A 22521-nucleotide genomic window follows, 5' to 3' on the forward strand; every position below is an offset into this window, starting at 1 on the left:
TACACTGCGTGCCTATGACCAACATCCCCCATACCCAGATCACCGAACCCGCCGTCACCTGCTCGACATGCGCAGCCTGCTGTTGCCAGCTGGAAGTCATGCTGATCACCGATACCGGTGTGCCGGAGCGCTATATCGATACCGATGATTGGGGCGGCGAAGTGATGTTGCGCCTTGACGACGGTTGGTGCGCGGCACTGGATCGGGACACGATGATGTGCACGATTTACGAAAAACGACCGCTGATTTGTCGGGAGTTCGAGATGGGAGCGCCGGAGTGTTTGGCCGAGCGTGAAGGGATTGCGACGGCTTACCGCTGATGTTGAGAGAGGTGCAGGTCCCGATACGGAAGAGGTCTTGCTATCGATGGCGGTGTGTCAGTGAAGGATGCATGACTGACCCAATGCCATCGATAGCAAGCCCCCTCCCCCAGGGGGTTTGCAGTATTGCGAAGAATTACAGCGGCATGGTGTAGTGCAACGAGTAGCTTTCTACCCCATCGTTATTGCTGCTGATGCCTGCGTTGGAATAATGCGTGGCACGAATGCCCACTTCATGCCCGCCGGCAAAGCGCAGGCCGAAGCCCAAACGGTCTTCGAACTGAAAGGACTGGCCGATGTTGTTGTCCTCGACCCGCGTGCGCGAGAACAGCGCCACACCAACCCCCGCTTCGATGTAGGGCTTGACCGATTCCCCGGCAAACTCATACACAAACACCGGCGAGAACGACAGGCTGCTCACACTGGCGCGCTTATCACCGTCCCAATAGGTATAGGCGCCGCTCCAGTAGCCGGTCAGTCGACCGGTGTCGCTCTGCCACCAGCTCTTATCCCAGTCAGAAGTCAGGCCCAGGCGATAGGTCATCGTCGAATCACTCGTACCCCCCACCCCAAATTCAAGGCCAGCGGCTTGGGCCGAAACAGAGTGTCCTACCACAGCGGCCACAATCGTGGCCAAAGCGAACAAGCGCTTCATAAGAAACAGTCCTTTTAAGAACGTAGTTGGAGTGTGATATACGGGCTAACTCGGTATAGAAGCTTGCGTGGTGTCAGAAGTTCAGCGTCTAACCGAGGTTTTTTCACGAATTTTTCACGAAGCCAAAACTACTCACAACTCCAGGATATTTCCATAGCATCGGTAGGATATTTCTTAAATGGTCGACATCACCGCTGGTCCAGAACTGCGCCTGTTCAGGACTGCCAGTGCCTATCAGGTCGCGCTCGCTCAGTAACCGCTTGAGCTGACGAGCCACGGCGGCACCGGTGTCGATCAGCGTGATGCTCGGCGGGAGCATCTGCTCCAACAACGGTTTGAGGAACGGGTAGTGGGTGCAGCCGAGAATAATCGTGTCGCAGCCGGCGCTGAGCAGCGGTTCGACATACCCCTGCAACAGGGTGTGCAGCGCAGGGCTGGCGAGGTCACCGGTTTCAATCAACTCCACCAGCCCCGGGCAAGGCTGGGTAATCACACGCACGTCGGTGGCGAAGCGGTCCAGCAAGGCGGCGAACTTGGCACTTTGCAAGGTGCCGGTGGTGGCAAGTACACCGACTACGCCGCTGCGAGTCGCGGCAGCCGCAGGCTTGACCGCCGGCTCCATCCCCACCAAAGGCCAGTCGGGGTAGTCCTGGCGCAAGTCGGCAACGGCGGCGACGGTAGCGGTGTTGCAGGCAATCACAAACGCCTTGGCGCCACGCTCGCGGAAAAACTCGGCGACTAACCGGGAGCGCTCAAGAATGAACGCCGGGCTTTTCTCGCCGTAGGGGATATGCCCGCAGTCCGCGACATACAGCAGCGACTCATGGGGCAACAACCGCTGAATTTCATCCAGCACCGACAAGCCACCGACGCCGGAGTCGAACACACCGATGGGCGCGCCCTTACCCATGCCGAGTCCCGCATACGCTGCAACCCGGGTCGCGCTTGACCCGCAGCTCGCGAAAACGCGTGGTCAAGGCATCGATCAGCAACAACCGACCCACCAACGGTTCACCGAAACCGGCGAGCAACTTCAACGCCTCCAAGGCTTGCAGGCTACCGACCACCCCCACCAAAGGCCCGACGACGCCGGCCTCGCTGCAGGTCAGGTCGGTGTCGCTGCCGTGCCCGTATAAACAGTGATAGCACGGGCTGTCGGCTCGACGCGGATCGAACACCGACAATTGCCCCTCAAGCCGAATCGCCGCGCCGCTGATCAATGGCTTGGCAGCGACCACGCAGGCAGCGTTAACAGCCTCGCGGGTGGAGAAGTTATCGCTGCAATCGAGCACCACGTCCACATTCGCCACCGCCGCCGCCAGTGAATCCGCGTCCAGCGCCGTACGATGGGCAAGCAAGGTAATGTCAGGGTTGATTGCCGTCAGCCGGCGGATGGCCGAATCGACCTTGGTCTGCCCGACGCTGTCGGTGTCATGGATGATCTGACGTTGCAGGTTCGTCAGGTCGACCGTATCGAAATCCGCCAGATGCAGTTGGCCCAGACCTGCCGCCGCCAAATACAACGCGACCGGCGCGCCCAGACCGCCGAGGCCGACGATCAGGGCACGGCTGTTTTTCAGGCGCAACTGGCCTTCGATGTCGACATGCTGCAACAGAATCTGTCGGCTGTAGCGCAACAACTCCTGATCGGTCAGCACGGCCGGCGCCCCAGGGTGATGCGTTCGTGATCGCCAAGGTCGATGCGGCTGTGCACCGCTTCAAAACCTTGGGTCAGCAACAGGTCACGCACGGCGGCGGCCTGATCGTAACCGTGCTCGAGCAACAACCAACCACCGGCATTCAGGTGAGCGGGTGCCTCTGCGCTGATCAGCCGCAAGTCGTCCAGACCATCGTGGCCCGCCACCAGCGCGCTGGCCGGCTCAAAGCGTACATCGCCGGCGACCAGGTGTGGATCGTTATCGGCGATATACGGCGGGTTGCTGATGATCAGGTCGTAGGTCTGGCCTTGCAGGGCGCTGAACCAATGGCTGTTCAACACCGTGGCGTTCTTCAGGTGCAGGCGCTGGCGATTACGCTCGGCCAGGGCCACGGCTTCCACTACCCGGTCGACGGCGGTGACATGCCAGGCCGGACGCTCGCTGGCCAGGGCCAGGGCAATGGCGCCGCTGCCGGTGCCCAGGTCGAGGACCTTGGCGGGCGTTGCGGGCAACAATTCCAGGGCGGCTTCCACCAGCAGTTCAGTTTCCGGACGCGGGATCAGCGTGTGGGGCGCGACCTCCAGGTCCAGCTTCCAGAAGCCCTGCTGGCCGAGGATATACGCCACCGGCTCGCCGCTGCGGCGGCGCTGCAGGTAACCGGCGAAGGTCAGCGCGTCTTCGCTGCTGACGATTTTCTCCGGCCAGGTGTGCAGGTAACTGCGCGACTTGCCCAGGGCAGCCGCCAGCAACAGCTCCACATCCAAGCGCGCAGTGGATGAGTCGGGCAGGTCGGCGGCGCGCAGCAGGCTGGCGATGATAGTCATTTATTCACCTGTTATTCACCGATCGCCGCTAATTGATCGGCCTGGTACTCAGCGAGCAACGGCTCGATCACCGCTTCAACGCCACCGGCGAGAATTTCGTCGAGGGAATAAAGGGTCAGGTTGACGCGATGGTCAGTGACCCGGCCCTGGGCAAAGTTGTAGGTACGGATGCGTTCGGAACGGTCACCCGATCCCACCAGCAATTTACGTTCGCTGGCAATCGCGTTGGCGGCAGCGCTGGTCTGCTGGTCGTTGAGTTTGGCCGACAGCCACGACATGGCCCGCGCACGGTTCTTGTGCTGGGAGCGCTCTTCCTGGCATTCCACCACGATGCCCGACGGCAAGTGGGTGATACGGATCGCCGAGTCGGTCTTGTTCACGTGCTGACCGCCGGCGCCCGACGAGCGGTAGGTGTCGATGCGCAAGTCCGCCGGGTTGATCTCGATGGCTTCCTGCTCATCCGGCTCAGGCAACACCGCCACGGTACACGCCGAGGTGTGGATGCGGCCTTGGGACTCTGTCGCAGGAACCCGCTGTACGCGGTGGGCGCCGGACTCGAACTTGAGTTTGCCGTAGACGTTTTCGCCTTCAACCCGAGCAATGACTTCTTTATAGCCGCCGTGTTCGCCTTCGTTCTCGGACAGGATCTCCACGCGCCAGCCACGGCGCTCGGCATAACGCGAGTACATGCGAAACAGATCGCCGGAGAAGATCGCCGCCTCGTCACCACCGGTGCCGGCGCGGATTTCGAGAAACACGTTTCGGCCATCGTTAGGGTCTTTGGGCAGCAGCATGCGTTGCAGGTCGCCTTCCAGCTCGGCCAGCTTATCCTTGGCCTCGCGGACTTCTTCCACGGCCATTTCACGCATGTCCGGATCGCTGTCCTTGAGCAGCGCCTGGGCGCCCTCGAGGTCGGCCTGCACCTTCAACAAGTTCTTGTAAGTGGCAACGACCGGCTCGACTTCGGCGTACTCCTTGGAATAGGCGCGGAATTTGGTCTGATCGGAGATGACCTCACCATCGCCGAGCAAGGCGGTCAGTTCTTCGAAACGGTCCTGGAGCACATCCAGTTTATTGAGCAGTGACGCTTTCATTGCGGTTTTTTATCCGAAGAGCTATCTGACGCGCCCTCACCGAGGGCAAAGAGTTCCTGGGCCATGGCCAGCGCATCGAGGCGGCCTTCGGCGGTAAGCTTTTTCAACTGCACGCTGGGTGCATGCAGCAATTTGTTGGTCAGGCCACGGGCCAGTTGCATCAGCACCTCTTCGGCGCTGCTGCCGTTGGCCAGCAATCGCTGGGCCTTAGCCAATTCCTCGTCGCGCAGGCGTTCGCTCTGCTGACGATACGCCTTGAGCACATCCACGGCTGCCAATTCACGCAGGCGCACCATGAAATCTTCGGCGCCGGTGCTGACCATCTCCTCCGCAACCTGGGCAGCGCCCTGGCGGCTCTTGAGGTTTTCGGCGACCACTTCATGCAAGTCGTCGACGCTGTAAAGGTAAACGTCGTCCAACTCGCCGACTTCGGGTTCGATATCGCGGGGAACAGCGATATCTACCATGAAGATCGGCTTGTGCTTGCGCAGCTTCAATGCGCTTTCTACCGCGCCCTTGCCCAGGATCGGCAATTGACTGGCGGTTGAACTGATCACGATATCGCTGCGCACCAACTCGGCGGGAATGTCCGACAACAGGACGGCATGTGCGCCGAACTGCTCGGCGAGGATGCTCGCGCGCTCAAGCGTACGGTTGGCCACCACGATACGCTTCACGCCCAGCTCGTGCAGGTGACGGGCGACCAGGGTGATGGTTTCGCCGGCGCCGATCAGCAGCGCCTGGCTGCGCTGCAGGTCACTGAAAATCTGCTTGGCCAGGCTGACGGCGGCAAAAGCCACGGATACCGGGTTTTCGCCGATCGCCGTGTCGGTGCGCACTTGTTTGGCGGAATTGAACGTGGCCTGGAACAGGCGCCCCAGCAGCGGCCCCACGGTTCCCGCCTCGCGAGCCACGGCGTAGGCGGATTTCATCTGGCCGAGAATTTGGGGTTCGCCCAACACCAGCGAGTCGAGCCCTGCGGCGACGCGCATCATGTGACGAACTGCCGCATCCTCTTCGTGCACATAGGCGCTGGCCCGCAGGTCGTCGAGGCTCAAATGGTGGTAATCGGCCAGCCAGCGCAGCACCCCATCCGCTGAAAGATGTTCCTGCTCTATATAAAGCTCGCTGCGATTGCAGGTCGAAAGGATTGCAGCTTCGCGGCTGTCGGTGAGCCGGCAGAGCTGCTGCAAGGCCTCAACCAACTGCTCTGGCGTGAACGCCACGCGCTCACGCACGTCTACGGTAGCAGTCTTGTGGTTAATACCGAGTGCGAGGAAGGCCATTCAATATCGCTGATGATGTCGGGAAGCCGACAATTGTCCTACTTCGTATGATTCAGAACAACCACCGTAGGCTATTGTCCTAATGCCTTGTGTCTATAAAGGCATCAACTGAGACTCGGTTATGTTTGGCCGAAGGCTTGTGTCATGATGATCCGACCGCAGGTTAGTCGTCCTCTTCCTATATGAATAGATCTTCCGCGTTGCTCCTTGCTTTTGTCTTCCTCAGCGGCTGCCAGGCCATGGCACCCGTGTCGCCGGACGGTACGCCGCCGGTCGAAGACAGCGCCCCCGCCCCTGAAAAACCCAAGGTTTACTCCTCGTTCAGTGAAGAGACGGTCTACAGCCTGCTGACGGCAGAGTTGGCCGGCCAGCGTAATCGTTTCGATATTGCGCTGGATAACTACGTGACCCAGGCGATCAACACGCAGGATCCTGGCATTTCCGAGCGTGCGTTTCGCATCGCCGAATACCTGGGGGCTGACCAGGCTGCGCTCGACACCTCGCTGATCTGGGCAAAAAACGCCCCGGACGACCTGGAAGCCCAGCGAGCCGCGGCCGTTCAACTGGCACGTGCGGGGCGCTATGACGACTCCATGGTCTATATGGAGAAAGTCCTCCAGGGCAAGGGCGACACCCATTTCGACTTCCTCGCGCTGTCGGCCGCCGACACCGACCAGGACACGCGTAATGGCCTGATGAAGAGTTTCGACCGCCTGCTGCAAAAACATCCGAAGAACAGTCAGCTGATTTTCGGCAAGGCGTTGCTGTTGCAACAGGATGACGAAGCCGAAGCGGCCTTGAAGCTGCTGGAGCAGAACCCTCCCGAAGATGGCGAGATCGCGCCGATCCTGCTGCGCGCACGCCTGCTGCAGAACCTCAGCCGCGGCAAGGAAGCGATTCCCCTGCTGGAAAAAAGCATCAAGAAGTACCCGGACGACAAGCGCCTGCGCCTGACCTATGCGCGAATGCTGGTCGAGCAGGATCGTATGGAAGACGCCAAGGTGCAATTCGCCAACCTGGTCCAGCAATACCCGGATGACGACGAACTGCGCTATTCCCTGGCGCTGGTGTGCCTGGAAGCCAAGGCCTGGGACGAAGCCAAGGGGTATCTGGAAGAGCTGATCGAGCGGGAAAGCCATGTGGATTCGGCGCACCTGAACCTCGGCCGCATTGCGGAAGAGCGCAATGACCCACAAGCCGCCCTGCTCGAATACGCCCAGGTCGGCCCAGGTAACGACTACCTGCCCGCCCAGCTGCGCCAGGCTGACATCCTGATGAGCAACGGCCGCACCGATGAAGCGGAAAAACGCCTGGCCGCAGCCCGCGACGCCGAACCGGACTACGCGATCCAGCTCTACCTGATCCAGGCCGAAACCTTGTCTGCCAACAATCAGGGCGAGCGTGCCTGGAAAGTGCTGCAGCAAGCGTTGCTGCAATATCCCGACGATTTGAACCTGCTGTATACCCGCGCCATGCAGGCGGAAAAACGCAATGACCTGGCGCAGATGGAAAAAGACCTGCGCCTGATCATCAAGCGCGATCCCGAAAATGCCATGGCGCTCAACGCCCTGGGTTACACCTTGTCTGATCGCACCACGCGTTACGACGAAGCCAAGGTGCTGATCGAGCAAGCGCACAAGATCAACCCGGAAGACCCGGCCGTACTCGACAGCCTGGGCTGGGTGAATTACCGCCTGGGCAACCTGGACGAGGCGGAACGCCTGCTGCGCCAGGCGCTCGAACGCTTCCCCGACCAGGAAGTCGCCGCCCACTTGGGTGAAGTGTTGTGGGCCAACGGCAAGCAGCGCGAAGCGCGACAAATCTGGGAAAAATTCCTCAAGGAACAACCCGAAAGCCCCATCCTGCGCGGCACCATCAAGCGCCTGACCGGATCCGAGACCCTTTAAGCTTATGTTCTTGCGCCACATTGTAGTGTTCAGTCTTATCGCCCTGCTCGCCGGTTGCGCGGGCATAGGCAGCCGCGAATCCGTTGAAGGCCAGGGCAATCCCGGGCAATGGAAGCAACACAAGGACCAGCTCAGCAGCATTGATGGCTGGCAGATCGAGGGCAAGGTCGGAGTGCGCGCCCCGAAAGATTCGGGGAGCGGCACGCTGTTCTGGCTGCAACGCCAGGACTACTACGATATTCGCCTGTCCGGCCCGCTGGGTCGTGGCGCGGCTCGCCTGACCGGTCGTCCCGGCCAAGTGAGCCTCGAAGTGGCCAACCAGGGGCGCTATGAAGCGGCATCGCCGGAAGCACTGCTGGAAGAACAGATCGGTTGGAAACTGCCGGTATCCCATCTCGTCTGGTGGGTGCGTGGCTTACCGGCACCGGACAGCAAGAGTCGCCTGAGCCTCAACGGCGACAGCCGCCTGGCCACCCTCGAGCAGGATGGTTGGCAGGTCGAGTATTTGAGCTACGTCCAACAGAGCGGTTATTGGCTGCCCGAGCGCATCAAGCTGCATGGCACCGACCTTGATGTCACGCTGGTGATCAAGGACTGGCAACCACGCAAGTTGGGGCAATGACGTGATTGTGGAAAAACTGACGCTCCCCTCTCCCGCCAAACTCAATTTGATGCTGCACATTCTCGGGCGCCGTGAAGACGGCTACCACGAGCTGCAGACGCTGTTTCAATTCCTCGACTACGGCGATGAACTGACCTTCGCTGTTCGCGACGATGGCGTGATCAAACTGCACACCGAATTCGACGGTGTACCCCACGACAGCAACCTGATTGTGAGGGCCGCAAAAAAACTTCAGGAACAATCCGGTTGCCCGCTGGGTATCGACATCTGGATCGATAAAATCTTGCCCATGGGCGGTGGAATCGGTGGTGGCAGTTCAAATGCCGCCACTACGCTGCTGGGCCTCAATCACTTGTGGCAGCTGGGTTGGAACCATGATCGCCTGGCTACCCTGGGCCTGACGCTAGGCGCCGACGTCCCGGTTTTCGTGCATGGGCACGCGGCTTTCGCCGAAGGCGTGGGGGAAAAACTTACCCCTGAATACCCCGAGGAGCCTTGGTATGTCGTGCTTGTCCCGCAAGTATCTGTAAGTACAGCAGAAATTTTTTCAGATCCGTTGTTGACACGTAACTCTTCTCCCATTAAAGTGCGCCCCGTTCCCAAGGGAAACAGTCGAAATGACTGCTTACCGGTTGTAGCAAGGCGTTATCCAGAGGTACGTAACGCTTTGAATTTGTTAGGTAAATTTACCGAAGCAAAATTAACCGGAACTGGAAGTTGTGTGTTTGGGGGCTTCCCAAGCAAAGCTGAAGCTGATAAAGTCTCGGCCCTTCTTACAGAGACCCTTACAGGGTTTGTAGCAAAGGGAAGCAACGTTTCGATGTTGCATCGCAAGCTGCAAAGTCTGCTCTAAAAGGAATCGAGTGTTAGGCACTCGTTGCAACAGATACAGGGGCGTCGCCAAGCGGTAAGGCAGCAGGTTTTGATCCTGCCATGCGTTGGTTCGAATCCAGCCGCCCCTGCCATTTTCTAATACTCATCCAGGTTACCCTCAGCCTCTAGGTACTGCGCGTGTCCAAGATGATGGTCTTTACGGGGAACGCTAACCCCGATCTGGCTCGACGTGTCGTACGTCAGCTGCATATCCCTCTCGGTGACATCTCTGTCGGCAAGTTTTCCGACGGCGAAATTACAGCCGAGATCAATGAAAACGTTCGCGGTAAAGACGTCTTCATTATTCAGCCGACTTGCGCTCCGACCAACGATAACCTGATGGAACTCGTCGTGATGGCTGATGCCTTCCGCCGCTCCTCAGCGACTCGAATCACAGCTGTAATCCCTTACTTTGGTTATGCCCGTCAGGATCGCCGTCCGCGCTCCGCACGTGTGGCCATCAGCGCGAAAGTCGTTGCTGACATGCTGACCGTGGTAGGTATCGACCGTGTTCTCACGGTTGACCTGCACGCTGACCAAATCCAGGGGTTCTTCGATATTCCGGTAGATAACATCTACGGCTCCCCAGTATTGGTGGATGACATCGAAGACCAGCGCTTTGAAAACCTGATGATCGTGTCCCCGGACATTGGTGGCGTCGTGCGTGCACGGGCTGTTGCCAAATCCCTGGGCGTGGACCTCGGGATCATCGACAAACGCCGTGAAAAAGCCAATCACTCTGAAGTGATGCATATCATCGGTGATGTCGAAGGGCGTACCTGTATTCTGGTTGATGACATGGTCGACACCGCCGGCACCCTGTGCCATGCGGCGAAAGCCTTGAAAGAGCACGGTGCGGCCAAAGTCTTCGCCTACTGCACACACCCTGTGCTGTCGGGCCGAGCGATCGAGAACATCGAGAATTCCGTACTGGATGAACTGGTGGTGACCAACACCATCCCGTTGTCCGCTGCAGCTCAAGCCTGTGCACGTATCCGTCAATTGGATATTGCACCGGTCGTTGCCGAGGCGGTTCGCCGCATCAGCAATGAAGAATCGATCAGCGCGATGTTCCGTTAAGGGTCAAACCTACGGAGCACCCCACTGACGAAAAGCGCCCCGCCCCAGCATTCTGCTGGGGCGGGGCTTTTTTGCCCATATCGAGTACGGCGCTGGTCGCAAACGCCCCTCGATGATGGCTATTTTGGAGATACAAAATGACTGACTTTACTCTGAACGCCCAAGCGCGTACTGACCTGGGGAAAGGTGCGAGCCGCCGCCTGCGTCACGCCGCCAACATCCCTGCTGTTGTTTACGGTGGCAACAAGCCTGCTGAATCCGTAACCATCCTGGCCAAAGAAATCGCCAAACTGTTCGAAAACGAAGCTGCCTACAGCCACGTTATCGAGCTGAACGTCGATGGCGCCAAGCAGAACGTAATCGTTAAAGCGATGCAGCGTCACCCGTCCAAGCAATTCATCATGCACGCTGACTTCGTTCGCGTTGTTGCTGGCCAGAAACTGACCGCAATCGTTCCTGTACACTTCATCGGTGAAGAAGCACCGATCAAGAAAGGCGGCGAGATTTCTCACGTTGTGAACGAAATCGAAGTAACTTGCCTGCCGAAAGACCTGCCTGAGTTCATCGAAGTCGACCTGTCGGCTGCTGAAATTGGCGCCATCATCCACCTGTCCGACCTCAAAGCGCCTAAAGGCGTTGAGTTTGTCGCACTGGCTCACGGTGATGACAAAGCTGTTGCCAACGTTCACGCCCCACGCGTTGCTCCAGAAGCTGAAGAAGGCGCTGCAGAGTAATTCACTCTGTATTGCCGGAGCTTGAGGAAACATCGCGGACCGAAACGTAGCGAGAAAGCGGGCGATAACGCGGCGTTTACTCTTGAGTAAATGATGTAATGTCGTCCACTTTCGCCGCACTCCGGTCTGGCGATCTTATCCACAACTCCAAAGGAAGGGCCCCTGTCGTGACTGCCATCAAACTGATCGTTGGCCTGGGAAATCCAGGCGCCGAATACGAACAGACCCGGCATAACGCAGGGGCCCTTTTTGTTGAGCGTATCGCCCACGCACAGGGTGTGAACCTTGTGGCCGATCGCAAATATTTTGGCCTGACCGGACGCTTCTCGCATCAAGGTCAGGATGTTCGTCTACTGATTCCCACCACCTACATGAACCGCAGCGGCCAGGCTGTCGCGGCGCTTGCAGGCTTCTTCCGGATCAAACCCGAAGAAATCCTGGTGGCCCATGACGAGCTGGACCTGCCTCCCGGAGTAGCCAAGCTCAAGCTCGGCGGCGGGCATGGTGGGCATAACGGTCTGCGCGACATCATTGCGCAGCTGGGTAATCAGAATAATTTCTACCGCTTGCGGCTCGGCATTGGCCACCCAGGCGTTGCCAGTATGGTTTCAAATTTCGTCCTGGGTCGTGCGCCACGCGCCGAACAGGAAAAACTCGATGCAAGCATCGACTTTGCCCTCGGCGTGCTGCCGGATATCTTCGCCGGTGAATGGAACCGTGCGATGAAAAACCTGCACAGCCAGAAGGCCTGACTCTTACCGAGGGGAAACACCATGGGATTCAATTGCGGCATCGTCGGCCTGCCCAACGTCGGCAAATCCACCCTGTTCAACGCGCTGACCAAGTCCGGTATTGCGGCGGAGAACTTCCCCTTCTGCACCATCGAGCCCAACAGCGGCATCGTGCCGATGCCGGACCCACGGCTGGACGCACTGGCGGCCATCGTCAATCCAAAGCGCATCCTGCCGACCACCATGGAATTCGTCGACATCGCGGGCCTGGTGGCCGGTGCTTCGAAAGGTGAGGGTCTGGGCAACAAGTTCCTGGCCAACATCCGCGAGACCGATGCTATCGCCCACGTGGTCCGCTGCTTTGAAGACGAGAACGTGATTCACGTTTCCAACAGCGTCGACCCGAAACGCGATATCGAGATCATCGATCTGGAACTGATCTTTGCCGACCTCGACAGCTGCGAGAAGCAACTGCAGAAAGTCGCACGCAACGCCAAAGGGGGTGACAAGGATGCCGTCGTCCAGAAGGGCCTGTTGGAGCAACTGATCGCTCACTTCACCGAAGGCAAGCCGGCACGCAGCCTCATGAAGAACATGGGTGCTGATGAGAAGGCCGTGATCAAAGGCTTCCACCTGCTGACCACCAAGCCGGTGATGTACATCGCCAACGTCGCGGAAGATGGCTTCGAGAACAACCCGCTGCTCGATGTGGTCATGGCCATCGCCGAGGAAGAAGGCGCACTGGTTGTTCCTGTGTGCAACAAGATCGAAGCGGAAATCGCCGAGCTCGACGACGGCGAAGAGAAAGACATGTTCCTTGAGGCCCTGGGCCTGGAAGAGCCTGGCCTGAACCGCGTGATTCGCGCCGGATACGAAATGCTCAACCTGCAGACCTACTTCACCGCCGGTGTTGAAGAAGTCCGTGCCTGGACCGTGAAGGTCGGTGCTACCGCGCCACAGGCCGCGGGTGTGATCCACACCGACTTTGAAAAAGGCTTCATCCGCGCCGAGGTTATCGCCTACAACGACTTTATCCAGTACAAGGGTGAAGCCGGTGCCAAGGAAGCAGGCAAGTGGCGTTTGGAAGGCAAGGAATACATCGTCAAGGATGGCGACGTGATGCACTTCCGTTTCAACGTCTAAGCATTAGCTGCTGGACTTCTCGACAAAAAAGCCGATGCCATGCATCGGCTTTTTTATAGGTGTTGTGTTTAACATCTCACTCAAGCCATCACCCTCCCAGCTCACACCCTATAACTTCTCACAACTTTAAGATTATTCTTACTTACCGTGCGGCGTTAAATACAAAAAAACACTTGCACAACTTAAGCGCGCATTTAATTCAACTTTTCCCACCCACTTTCTTGCGATTGCCTATTGAACACCTCATGACATTCTTAGCAATTTAAGCTCTACTGAGTGGCCTTTATAATCCACGCCACCCGCAGTGAAATGAACGTGAGAGTAGAGCATCCACCTTATGTCGGCCGCCTTTCAAAAAAAAAACGAAACAGACCCCGCACTCACTGAAAGTTCCGATATCGAGCATACGATCAACAGCACTGCAACCCTAAACGTTGACATTCTATTACTGGGTGAGACCGGTACAGGCAAAGACACACTGGCCCAACGCGTTCATCGTTTATCCGGGCGTAGGGGAAACTTCGTTCCCGTGAACTGTGCGGCGATCCCGGAAAGTCTGGCGGAAAGCCAATTGTTCGGCGTGAACAGCGGTGCCTATACCGGCGCGGTCCAGTCACGTGCGGGGTTTATCGAAGCGGCGCACTTAGGCACTTTGTATCTGGATGAAATCGACAGCATGCCCCTCTCGCTGCAAGCCAAGCTGTTACGTGCACTGGAGTCTCGCGGGGTGGAGCGCCTGGGGTCGACCCGCTTCATCCCGGTAGATATGCGGGTAATCGCCTCTGCCCAGCAATCACTGAATGACATGGTTGAGCAAGGTACCTTCCGGCGCGATCTGTTTTTCCGCCTCAATGTCGTCAACATCCGCCTGGCACCGCTGCGGACCCGCCAGGAGCAAATCATTCCGTTGTTCCTGAACATGGTCCAACAGGAAGCCGAGCACTTCCAATGCGCCGCGCCAACGCCTTCCAATACGTTGTTCCAACAATTGCTGTGTCACAGCTGGCTCGGCAACATCCGAGAACTGCGCTCAGCGGCAAAGCGCTTTGTGTTGGGCCTGCCACCCCTTTGCGAGCCCATGGTCGAGCATCCCGTGCAACCGTTTAAAGAAAAGCTGCAACAAATCGAGAAGTCGCTGATTGAGGCGGCGCTCAAACGTCACGCCGACTGCGTGGAAAGTGTGGCGTTGGAGCTGGGAATCCCCAAGCGCACGCTTTACTACCGATTGAAACACTTGAATATATTCAACTAGTCGAGCCTCCAGGCAGTACATACGAAACATCTGGAAACCACTAGGCAGCGCCAATCCGGAACCAATAAAAACGTTTCTGCCACCCACTACATGAGCATTAGCTCGCCAGTGCTTGCGTAAGCACATTTTGTGAAACGCTTAGAAACTTCCAATCCTAAAACAGGTACTGCATATGTCCATCAACAACGTATCTCAACTGGCTTCTGGTATCGGCGGAGTCTCAAACGACGAGTTGAAAGAGGCAACAGATTTACTGCAAAAAGAAAAAAACGCACAAAATATCAAGCAAACCATTGATGGCATTCGTATCGATTATGGCAACAAAGTAATGCAGCAGATAGGCATAGCCAGAGCCTGACCTTATTGCCTCCTTTGTTTGGTTTGCAAGGGAGGCAGCTCTCTTTGTTATCAACCTCCTGCAATGGGTGGAGATTAAATGCTATCAAAAACCGAGTGGGCCTCACCGTCGTCCACGCTTGCTCCAAGCGCCGAAATGACGGCCGCCCCTGACGGCACGCTCGACAGCCATTTTTTTGCGTCAGCCCTGGCAAACAATGACAGCGTCAAAACACCGGGCCCTGCCATTGGCACTCACTTTCTGGCCGAGCAGTCGAACTATTTGAAAACACGCGCCAATGACGTGTCCAAAGGCTTGAGCGACCTGGTGAAAAACAAGAACTCCATAAAATCAGCCGAGGTCCCGCAGGCGTTGGTTGAAAGCAAAGAGATCCTGACCGTGTCGGTGAAAATCATTAAGCACTGCGTTTCGATGGTAGAAAAAACCACCAACCTGCAGTAGGCCGCTTATGCGCACGCGTCGAGTCATCTATTTATTACTTACGCTGATGGTGGTGTTGAGCGGCTGTGGCGAACGCCTTGACCTTCACCGCCAACTGTCCGAGCAGGAAGCCAACGATGTGATCGCCGAACTGGCGGACAAGCACATCCGTGCCCAGAAGGTACTGGAGAAAGACGGTGTAGTGGTGCGGGTACAGACAAGCGATATCGCCCGCGCGGTTCGAACGCTGGAAGCGGCAGGGCTGCCAAAAACCGCTCGGTCCACATTGGGTGAGATTTTCCGCAAGGAGGGGGTTATCTCTACCCCGCTGGAAGAGCGTGCGCGCTATATCTATGCCTTGTCCCAAGAGCTGGAGGCGACGTTATCCAACATTGACGGGGTCATCGTTGCCCGCGTCCATGTTGTGCTACCGGAGCGTGTAGCACCGGGCGAACCCGTACAACCGGCCTCAGCCTCGGTCTTTATCAAGCACGACCCCAGGCTGGAGCCGGACAATATCAGGCCACGCGTGCGCAGGATGGTCGCCAGCAGCATCCCTGGCATGAGTACCACGGCGGACAACCCGCAAAAACTCACCGTCACGTTTGTACCGGCTGCGGCCTACGTCGAGCGGGAACGCCTGGTTTACTTCGGCGCGTTCCTTGTGCCCGAGGCTGACTTGGCCTTCTGGCAGATCAGCATGGTGATCTTGCTGATCGTCCTGATACTGTCAGGCGTCGCTGCCGCTCTATGGCTTCGCAAGGCACGGCTCCCACCACCCGGTGCGTTCACACCGGCGTCGGTGCCTTCGAGCCCTCCCCCACATGCATGACATCCGCGAATGGGTTCATTGGTGGGCCTGCCCCTGGGCTCGTTCGCAGCACCAATGGGCCGCCTTCGATCTCAACTTACCGACCAACGAGGCGCTAGGTCGCGGCCGACATGAGCTGATCAGTCGTGCATTAGGCATCACGCCCTGCCTGCCCATCCAGCCCTCTCCAGCGCTGCTGCGAATGGTGCTGGCGCCGCCGGAGCAACAAGCGTTGATGCTGACCCTGGTCGACGGCATTTACCACCCACAGCACGACACCGCCTTGAGTCATGAACAGCGGCAGTGGTGCGCTCGTCTATCCATGGCGCTGCCCTCTTGCTTCCGACAGCCCGGCGAGGACCCTCTGCATCATCTGCGCGCCTGGGTCGAGCGCAGCGTGTGGCAGCGCCTGCGCCTCAGTTTTGCGCAACGTCGGGTACTGGAACTCGAAAGCCAATACCCGCCGCAAGCGGGAAGCAAACTGGACACTGTCTGGCAGGCGGTCATCTGGCGTGCCAGCGCTGCGACAGAGGACGACTTTCACGCGGATCCTTCCGGAGGGCTGCACCATGTTATGCCGACACAAGATTGAACTGTCGATTCCCGCCGCCGGCCTGCCCGATGCCTTGATTCCCCGGGCAGTCCTTGCCGACAGTCAGCAGGCCGAGCGGCTGCTCAAACATGCGCAGGCCCAAGCCGACACGCTTCTGCGCCAGGCTCAGGAAAAAAGCGAGCAATGGCTTGAGCAGGCACAAGCCGAGTTCTGGCAGCGCGCCAATCGCCAACTCCAGCGCTGGGAGCTGGAACGCCAGGCCATTTGCGAGCGGCTTGAGCAGATTGCCACATCAGTTACCAATCAGGCGCTGAGCAACCTGCTGGAGCAGACACCGCCCGCTGAGCGCCTCAGTGCCTTGCTGAAAAAAATGCTGAACACGCAAGTCCCTGCCATCGCGGCCAACCTGGTCTGCCATCCACAGGACCACTTGCAGGTAGAGCACTGGCTGACACTTCACAGCGACGCCCCCTGGAGCCTGCGCCTGGACAACTCCCTGGCGGCCCAGACACTCATTCTGGAAACCAACGAAGGCAGCTTTCACATCGAGTGGCGCTCGACCGTTGATAGCCTGCTGTTGCTTGAGCCAGCGGCCGGCGGCAGGTAAGGAATTTCCGGCCGTACTGATTACATTGCCTTTCAAAAGTCTTCGAGTGGAACCGTTACCAGGCATGAGCCACTTATAACGGCAAAGCCACCGGAGAGCCGCCATGAGTTTTGATTACCGCCTGCATCAAAGGCAATACAGGGAACTGGATGCCGTCAACCGCCGCATCGAACAGATGAGTAAAGCCTCAGAAGAGGCCCTCGATAACGAAACGTTCACGGCATTACTGGATCAGGCACTCGCGTTGAAGATGGATGCCAACCGTCTTGTGACCTCAACCTTCGCGATGACCAATCACATGGCCGAAAAAGGCAAGGTCATCTTTGATGGGATCCCTTGACGGTGATGACTGTCTGGCGCGCTGGTTGAGCAGTTCCGATCCGCAGATCACGTTGACGGAAGGCGATAGCTGCATCGTCCTTCGACGTGACAGAGGCGCGCTGCTACTCGGCGTCCAACTCACTCAGCAGGTGCCCGCCAATGCGCAGTTGGAAAACTGGATGCGCCTGGGCGCAGCCAGCTTGAATCACTTTCCAGGGGCGCTCGCCCAAGACCCCGCCCACGGCGCGCTGTGGTTGCTTGGGTGCCTGCACGACGAGCCGAACCCAACGCGTGCGCAGACGTGTCTAGAAGCGCTGCTCAATCAGCGTGATACCTGGCGGGCAGTCATGGCCCGCCTTGCACGCCCCGCCCGTGCGCAGAGCCCAACCTCGCGACATCCGCTTTCGCATTAATCAGAGAACGCCTCATGAACAACACGTCCGACAAGCCTGATTGCTTGCATGGCCCCTCGCCCCAGTTATCTGCAAAACGTGCCGACTGGCGCTGGCTGCTCGTTCTGCCATGGTTGCTGATCCCTTCGCAAAGCACGCTGGCCGCCATTCCCAGCGAATGGAAAAACACCGCCTATGCCTATGAAGCCGAACACAAGCCCTTGCGCGAGGTGCTGGAAGACTTCGCTCAGACCTTCGGCACGCAGCTGCAGATCGAGGGCCTTCTGGAGGGTACCGTCAATGGAAAAATCCGCGCGAATACGCCCCAGTCTCTCCTCGACAGGCTGGGTGTAGAGCATCGTTTCCAATGGTACCTGTACAACAACACCCTCTATATCAGCACCCTGGATCAGCAGGAGTCCGCACGCCTTGAGGTGTCCTCGGAAACCATCGCGGATTTGAAGCAGGCATTGACTGATATCGGTTTGCTGGAGAGCCGCTTCGGGTGGGGCGAGCTCCCCGAGGACGGTGTGATATTGGTCTCCGGCCCCAGGCGCTACATCGAACAGGTCAAACAGTTCGCCAGCCAGCGCCGGTCACCCGATGAAAAACAGAGCGTGCTGACGTTCCCACTGAAGTTTGCCAACGCCGCAGACCGCCAGATTGACTATCGCGGCGAAAAACACATGATCCCCGGCGTCGCCAATATGTTGCGCGGGCTACTGGAGCCGCGCCCGGCCTCAGTACTGCCACCGCGTGCCACACCACCCTCCGCACCCGCACCGCTGGCGGCGAGCGGCGCTCGCTTGAGCAACCCGTTGCTGGGACAGATGCTCGGCACCACCCCGCCCCCGGAGCCATCAGGCACTGGCCCCACGGTCACGCCACGCGCCTCCGTCAGCAGCGGCAAAATCCGCGTCGAAGCGGACGTGCGCAATAACGCAGTGCTGATCTATGACCTGCCCGAACGCCAGGCCATGTATCGCGACCTGATTGCCCAGCTTGATGTGGCGCGCAAGCTGGTAGAAATTGACGCGATCATCCTGGATATCGAGCGCACTCAACTGCAGGAATTCGGGGTTAACTGGGGTTTTCAGAACAGTCGCTTCCGAGGCGGGGTGAACATGAACCCCGGTACGTCATCGCAACTTTCATTTGAAAACCGCGACAAGTTCTACGCACACATCCGTGCCCTGGAAAGCCGCGGCCTGGCGACCCTGGTGTCTAATCCGTCGGTCCTGACCCTGGAAAACCATCCCGCGGTGATTGATTTCAACCGTACTCAATACCTGGTGGGCGGCACCGAGAACGCAACCATTTTACCCGTCACGGTCGGCACCAGTTTCCAGGTCGTCCCCAGGGTCATCACTTCCAGGGGCAAGCATCAGATCCATCTGCTGGTGGATATCGAAGACGGTAACTTCAATGCGTCCCCCCCCCCGAGCACGACACCGGATGTGAGCCGGGGCAAGGTCAGCACCCAAGCGGTGATGGCGGAGAAACGCTCACTGGTAATCGGCGGCTTCCACGTCAGCGAAAGCACCGACAAGCGCAATAAAGTGCCGCTGCTGGGGGATATTCCCCTGCTGGGCAAGGCATTGTTTTCCTCCACCGAACGCCAGAACAATCGCCGCGAAAGGCTGTTCATCCTGACCCCTCGGGTCATCGGCGATCAGGACGATCCTTCGCGCTACTTGCCCCAAGACGATCAGGCCGAGTTGCAAGCGGCACTCAAACCCTTGGCCAGGCGCTATGCCCCTCACCAACCGGTGGTCAAACGCAGCGATATCACCAGCACCCTGGCGCATCTGGTGAGCGGCCAGGTACCCAAGGCTTTCAAGGCGGCCCCCATGCCCTTGGGGCTCAATACGTTATGCGCCACACGCGAGCTGTTGGCGCTCAATACCAACCGCAGCCAGTGGTACACCGGCCCGGACTTCAACGTGGCCGTCGTAGTGCTGCGCAACCAGTTCAAACGCAATGTACGAATTGATGAAAAGGAGTGCAGTAACTCACACACCCTGGCCGTCAGCGTGTGGCCCCGGGCCTGGCTCAAGCCGGGCGAGGAAGCCGAGGTATTTATCGCCATGCGCCCAGTCGTGAAAGACGCACACATTGGTATATCCCGCCCTTCCCTGCTCACCCCAACCCGGAACGCCCCGCAATGAAGCCTTTACTGTTGTGCTCCACACTCATCGGTGCCGCACTGCTCGTCGCCGGCTGCACGCCAACCTGCAAAGGCGACTCCTGCTCGCGTCCGCAGTCAGGCAAGGACACCCTGGTGGTCTGGTGGCCACCGCAGATGCGGGCCGAACCGGGCCCGTCAGGAGAGCGTTCGGACTACCAGACGATATCACTGGAACGATGACCGACCAGCAGCGTCGCGAAGCGTTCTGCGACGCATGGGTGGGCGGTAACGGCGCCCACCTGTCAGTCGGTCCGGGTATCAATATCTGCGCTCGGGCCACTGCTGCCGGCCCGGGATTGGCCTTGCAGGTGACCTGTGACGTCTTGCAATCCGGGCAATTACAGCGGGTACTTGAACGCCGGTTTGCCCAAGCAGCGGCCTTCAAGGGCTGCTTTATCTACCTCGACACCATGGGCAACCTGGTGATCTGGCATGCACTGCCGACACAACGCCAGGCGCTGGACGAAACCCTCAGTCGGCTGCTCTCACTGGCCAGTCTTGAGGCGTTGGACAGACGCGCCTATCGCTGAATCAACGTCGCTCGAGCTCCGGCAACTCCAGGGTTTCACGCTTGGCTTCATCGTCAAGCTCACGCAAGGTCCGGTAGATCAACGCTACCGCCTGCAATGTTTCGCGAGGAATACCCGCCCCCAGCTTCTTCTCATACAGCGTACGGGCCAACCAGACACACTGGACCACTGGGACATCGGCGGCTTTCGCGCGGTCAATCAACGCACGGGCCTGGGCATCCGTGCCTTTGTCCACCAGTAACGGCAGCGGCGTTTTGCCGGGGCGGTAATACAAGGCGACGGCAAAGTGCGTCGGGTTGACCACCAGCATGTCCGACTCTTCCAGCTTGGGCAGCTTGACCTTGGGTTCTTCCTGGGCCAGTTGATAAGCCAGGGAGCGACGCTGCCCCTTCACATGAGGGTCACCTTCCATGTCCTTGTACTCCTTGAGCACCTCCACTTGGGTCATGCGCATGCGCTTTGCAAAAAAGTGCCTCTGCAACGCCAGGTCAATCAACGCCAATACCAACAGCAAGCCCAGGCAGGCATGCAACAAGTGACGGAACACGGTAATCAGCGCCTGGACATAGGTTTGCAGGTCGCTGCCGGCCAACTTGATCAGCGTTCCCACTGACGGACCGATCACGACATACAGGATCACCCCCAATAGCAGGGCCTTGGCCAGGCCCATCAACAGGTTCATGACCTGCTGGGCAGAGAACATCTGCTTGAGTTGACTGATTGGGTTAAGGCGGCTGAAGTTGAGCTGCAGGCTCTGCGGTGCAAACAGCAACCCGAACTGCATCCAACTGCTGATCAGCTTCACGCCGATCGCCACGCCGGCCATCATCAGGGCAAATGCAAAAAACACGATCAAGCTTTCCAGCAGCACCTCTTCCAAGGCGCGGGCGAAGGGTTGGCCCATTCGCGACATGGGCAGCACCATCAGTTGCTGGAAGCGCTGCATGCTAGGCTCGGCCGTGAACAAGGCGATCTCGCTCAAGGCGGTCAGCGCCAGCAATTTACCGACATCCTGGCTTTGCGCGACCTGACCTTTTTGACGCTGATCACGCAACTTCTTCGGCGTAGCCGCGTGCTTTTTCTCGCCTGAATCACTCATGGCGTCGGGCCTTGAAACAACAGGCCCAGGGAGTGCTTGAGATCACCCAGCAGGCTCATGCGGCCGACGATCAAATCCTGCAGCAAGGGAAAGTACAGAATCAGGATCATCAGCCCGGCCAGGCTTTTGAGCGGGGGCGCGAGGGTCGACACTTGCAGTTGCGGGCTATACAGCCCGAGCAACGCGATACCAAATTCCAGCAACAGCAACACAGCAATAAACGGTGCGGCGTAAAGCATCATGTGCATGAGCGTATCGCCCAACAGTCCCACAAACACGCTAAAGCCATTCACTGCCACCGATGGCAACCAGGCCGTCGGCGGCCACACCAGATAGCTGTCCCAGATCACCTGGGTCAACACGCCAAGCCCGAGGGTGGCGATCAACAGGTAGATCGCCAATTGCTTGAACAGATGCCCCACGGGCGTGGCGTCCGGCCCCAACGACGGGTTGAGCTGACCACCGGCCAGGGCGCCACGCTGGTTGTCCAGTAACGCGCCCACTGACTCAAACATCCAGAACGGCATGGCCAGCAAAATCCCGAGCAGGAACCCCAACGCCATCTCCTTGAACACCAACCCGCCGATCATTAATGCCGAGTAGTCCTGGCCCTTGAGCACGCTGTAGATCCCGGGTGCCGGAATCAGCGCAAGGACCATCACGATGATATGTCGGGGCATCCCCCTAAGGTGCTGGAAGCAAAATGCGGGCACCAGAAAAGCACACGGATAGATGCGCGCCATAGCGATCAACAAACTGGGCAGGTAATCAACCAGAAGCAACAAGCCGGTAACCTCAGTGGAGTGCCGAACGGGCGATCATGTCGAACGTCAGGTTGATCAGTTGGATCAACTCCACCCCAATCCAACGCCCGGTCAGTATCAAGGTGACGCCAACCGCCACCAACTTGATGCCAAAGGGCAAGGTCTGATCCTGTATCTGCATCAGCGCCTGTATCAACGAGGTCAGCACACCGACAACCACCGCCACAATCAACGGCGGCGCCGACAGGACCACCACCAACAACATGCCTTGCTTGAACAGCACGATCGGTTCCATAGGC

The 22521-nt window shown here is 58.5% G+C and carries 28 protein-coding genes and 1 tRNA gene; 20 read left to right on the forward strand and 9 right to left on the reverse strand.

Features of this window, described 5'->3' with window-relative positions; genetic code table 11:
- The first annotated feature begins 14 nt into the window (after positions 1–14).
- On the forward strand, positions 15–320 hold the full coding sequence (locus EXW71_RS12140; RefSeq protein ID WP_123714473.1) for a YkgJ family cysteine cluster protein: 306 nt from the start codon (positions 15–17) through the stop codon (positions 318–320).
- Positions 321–456: 136 nt separating this feature from the next.
- Here EXW71_RS12140 and EXW71_RS12145 read toward each other — a convergent pair whose 3' ends face one another.
- From EXW71_RS12145 to hemA, 6 genes are all read right to left on the reverse strand, one after another.
- Positions 457–975, reverse strand: a complete 519-nt coding sequence (locus tag EXW71_RS12145) for an acyloxyacyl hydrolase (protein WP_123714472.1) — start codon at positions 973–975, stop codon at positions 457–459.
- A gap of 103 nt (positions 976–1078) precedes the next feature.
- Positions 1079–1885 carry a glutamate racemase gene (gene murI / locus EXW71_RS12150; RefSeq protein WP_134658817.1) on the reverse strand — a complete coding sequence of 269 codons (807 nt, stop codon included), beginning with the start codon at positions 1883–1885 and terminating at the stop codon, positions 1079–1081.
- Positions 1878–2633 carry a molybdopterin-synthase adenylyltransferase MoeB gene (gene moeB / locus EXW71_RS12155; RefSeq protein ID WP_134658819.1) on the reverse strand — a complete coding sequence of 252 codons (756 nt, stop codon included), beginning with the start codon at positions 2631–2633 and terminating at the stop codon, positions 1878–1880. The genes murI and moeB overlap by 8 nt, the downstream gene beginning before the upstream one ends.
- Entirely contained in the window at positions 2627–3457 is an 831-nt protein-coding gene (gene prmC / locus EXW71_RS12160; protein ID WP_134658821.1) for a peptide chain release factor N(5)-glutamine methyltransferase, read from the reverse strand. The genes moeB and prmC overlap by 7 nt, the downstream gene beginning before the upstream one ends.
- An 11-nt stretch (positions 3458–3468) precedes the next feature.
- The gene (gene prfA, locus EXW71_RS12165; protein ID WP_134658823.1) at positions 3469–4551 is read right to left on the reverse strand and encodes a peptide chain release factor 1; all 1083 of its coding nucleotides are present in this window, start codon (positions 4549–4551) and stop codon (positions 3469–3471) included.
- A complete protein-coding gene (gene hemA / locus EXW71_RS12170; protein WP_134658825.1) occupies positions 4548–5837 on the reverse strand; it encodes a glutamyl-tRNA reductase in 1290 nt (429 codons plus the stop codon). Before hemA ends, prfA begins: the two co-directional genes overlap by 4 nt.
- Before the next feature lie 182 nt (positions 5838–6019).
- Between hemA and EXW71_RS12175 the strand changes: the two genes are divergently transcribed.
- The 19 genes from EXW71_RS12175 to EXW71_RS12265 all read left to right on the forward strand — a co-directional run bounded on the left by EXW71_RS12175 (position 6020) and on the right by EXW71_RS12265 (position 20359).
- The gene (locus tag EXW71_RS12175; protein ID WP_134658827.1) at positions 6020–7744 is read left to right on the forward strand and encodes a tetratricopeptide repeat protein; all 1725 of its coding nucleotides are present in this window, start codon (positions 6020–6022) and stop codon (positions 7742–7744) included.
- 4 nt (positions 7745–7748) lie between these two features.
- Positions 7749–8366 (forward strand): lipoprotein insertase outer membrane protein LolB, encoded by a 618-nt coding sequence (lolB, locus tag EXW71_RS12180; protein WP_123714466.1) that lies wholly within the window; start codon positions 7749–7751, stop codon positions 8364–8366.
- Positions 8367–8415: 49 nt separating this feature from the next.
- Positions 8416–9219, forward strand: a complete 804-nt coding sequence (ispE, locus tag EXW71_RS12185) for a 4-(cytidine 5'-diphospho)-2-C-methyl-D-erythritol kinase (RefSeq protein WP_248733135.1) — start codon at positions 8416–8418, stop codon at positions 9217–9219.
- A 37-nt stretch (positions 9220–9256) separates the two neighbouring features.
- Positions 9257–9331 (forward strand) — tRNA-Gln (locus EXW71_RS12190).
- A 46-nt stretch (positions 9332–9377) separates the two neighbouring features.
- Positions 9378–10319, forward strand: coding sequence for a ribose-phosphate pyrophosphokinase (locus EXW71_RS12195; RefSeq protein WP_003171603.1), 942 nt, complete (start codon positions 9378–9380; stop codon positions 10317–10319).
- Between the two features lie 137 nt (positions 10320–10456).
- Positions 10457–11053: a 50S ribosomal protein L25/general stress protein Ctc gene (locus tag EXW71_RS12200; RefSeq protein WP_134658831.1), complete on the forward strand. Its 597-nt coding sequence runs from the start codon at positions 10457–10459 to the stop codon at positions 11051–11053.
- Between the two features lie 167 nt (positions 11054–11220).
- On the forward strand, positions 11221–11805 hold the full coding sequence (pth, locus tag EXW71_RS12205; RefSeq protein WP_010213318.1) for an aminoacyl-tRNA hydrolase: 585 nt from the start codon (positions 11221–11223) through the stop codon (positions 11803–11805).
- A gap of 21 nt (positions 11806–11826) precedes the next feature.
- A complete protein-coding gene (ychF, locus tag EXW71_RS12210; RefSeq protein WP_134658834.1) occupies positions 11827–12927 on the forward strand; it encodes a redox-regulated ATPase YchF in 1101 nt (366 codons plus the stop codon).
- A 337-nt stretch (positions 12928–13264) separates the two neighbouring features.
- Positions 13265–14179, forward strand: a complete 915-nt coding sequence (locus EXW71_RS12215) for a sigma 54-interacting transcriptional regulator (protein ID WP_134658836.1) — start codon at positions 13265–13267, stop codon at positions 14177–14179.
- Between the two features lie 172 nt (positions 14180–14351).
- Positions 14352–14537: a hypothetical protein gene (locus EXW71_RS12220; protein ID WP_134658838.1), complete on the forward strand. Its 186-nt coding sequence runs from the start codon at positions 14352–14354 to the stop codon at positions 14535–14537.
- A 78-nt stretch (positions 14538–14615) separates the two neighbouring features.
- Positions 14616–14978 (forward strand): hypothetical protein, encoded by a 363-nt coding sequence (locus EXW71_RS12225; protein WP_134658840.1) that lies wholly within the window; start codon positions 14616–14618, stop codon positions 14976–14978.
- 7 nt (positions 14979–14985) lie between these two features.
- A complete protein-coding gene (sctJ, locus tag EXW71_RS12230) occupies positions 14986–15789 on the forward strand; it encodes a type III secretion system inner membrane ring lipoprotein SctJ (RefSeq protein ID WP_134658842.1) in 804 nt (267 codons plus the stop codon).
- Positions 15782–16360: a type III secretion protein gene (locus tag EXW71_RS12235; protein WP_256657112.1), complete on the forward strand. Its 579-nt coding sequence runs from the start codon at positions 15782–15784 to the stop codon at positions 16358–16360. The genes sctJ and EXW71_RS12235 overlap by 8 nt, the downstream gene beginning before the upstream one ends.
- Positions 16338–16928: a type III secretion system stator protein SctL gene (gene sctL, locus EXW71_RS12240; protein ID WP_134658844.1), complete on the forward strand. Its 591-nt coding sequence runs from the start codon at positions 16338–16340 to the stop codon at positions 16926–16928. The genes EXW71_RS12235 and sctL overlap by 23 nt, the downstream gene beginning before the upstream one ends.
- Before the next feature lie 103 nt (positions 16929–17031).
- Positions 17032–17268 (forward strand): hypothetical protein, encoded by a 237-nt coding sequence (locus EXW71_RS12245; RefSeq protein WP_134658846.1) that lies wholly within the window; start codon positions 17032–17034, stop codon positions 17266–17268.
- The gene (locus EXW71_RS12250; protein WP_134658848.1) at positions 17255–17662 is read left to right on the forward strand and encodes a type III secretion protein; all 408 of its coding nucleotides are present in this window, start codon (positions 17255–17257) and stop codon (positions 17660–17662) included. The genes EXW71_RS12245 and EXW71_RS12250 overlap by 14 nt, the downstream gene beginning before the upstream one ends.
- A 14-nt stretch (positions 17663–17676) precedes the next feature.
- Positions 17677–19809: a type III secretion system outer membrane ring subunit SctC gene (gene sctC / locus EXW71_RS12255; protein ID WP_134658850.1), complete on the forward strand. Its 2133-nt coding sequence runs from the start codon at positions 17677–17679 to the stop codon at positions 19807–19809.
- Positions 19806–20009, forward strand: coding sequence for an HrpT family type III secretion system protein (hrpT, locus tag EXW71_RS12260; RefSeq protein ID WP_123714455.1), 204 nt, complete (start codon positions 19806–19808; stop codon positions 20007–20009). The genes sctC and hrpT overlap by 4 nt, the downstream gene beginning before the upstream one ends.
- Complete coding sequence (locus tag EXW71_RS12265) at positions 20006–20359, forward strand: transcriptional regulator (protein ID WP_134658852.1); 354 nt, start codon at positions 20006–20008, stop codon at positions 20357–20359. The genes hrpT and EXW71_RS12265 overlap by 4 nt, the downstream gene beginning before the upstream one ends.
- A gap of 1 nt (position 20360) precedes the next feature.
- Here the strand turns inward: EXW71_RS12265 and sctU are convergent, their stop codons facing one another.
- From sctU to sctS, 3 genes are read right to left on the reverse strand one after another with little or no spacing between them, the layout of a single operon-like run.
- Positions 20361–21458: a type III secretion system export apparatus subunit SctU gene (sctU, locus tag EXW71_RS12270; protein WP_134658854.1), complete on the reverse strand. Its 1098-nt coding sequence runs from the start codon at positions 21456–21458 to the stop codon at positions 20361–20363.
- On the reverse strand, positions 21455–22243 hold the full coding sequence (sctT, locus tag EXW71_RS12275) for a type III secretion system export apparatus subunit SctT (protein WP_123714453.1): 789 nt from the start codon (positions 22241–22243) through the stop codon (positions 21455–21457). Before sctT ends, sctU begins: the two co-directional genes overlap by 4 nt.
- A 10-nt stretch (positions 22244–22253) precedes the next feature.
- Positions 22254–22517: a type III secretion system export apparatus subunit SctS gene (gene sctS / locus EXW71_RS12280; protein WP_134658856.1), complete on the reverse strand. Its 264-nt coding sequence runs from the start codon at positions 22515–22517 to the stop codon at positions 22254–22256.
- Positions 22518–22521 lie beyond the last annotated feature (4 nt).

Origin of the sequence: Pseudomonas sp. BCA17, from assembly GCF_004519405.1 — a bacterium.
Classification (GTDB): Bacteria; Pseudomonadota; Gammaproteobacteria; order Pseudomonadales; family Pseudomonadaceae; genus Aquipseudomonas.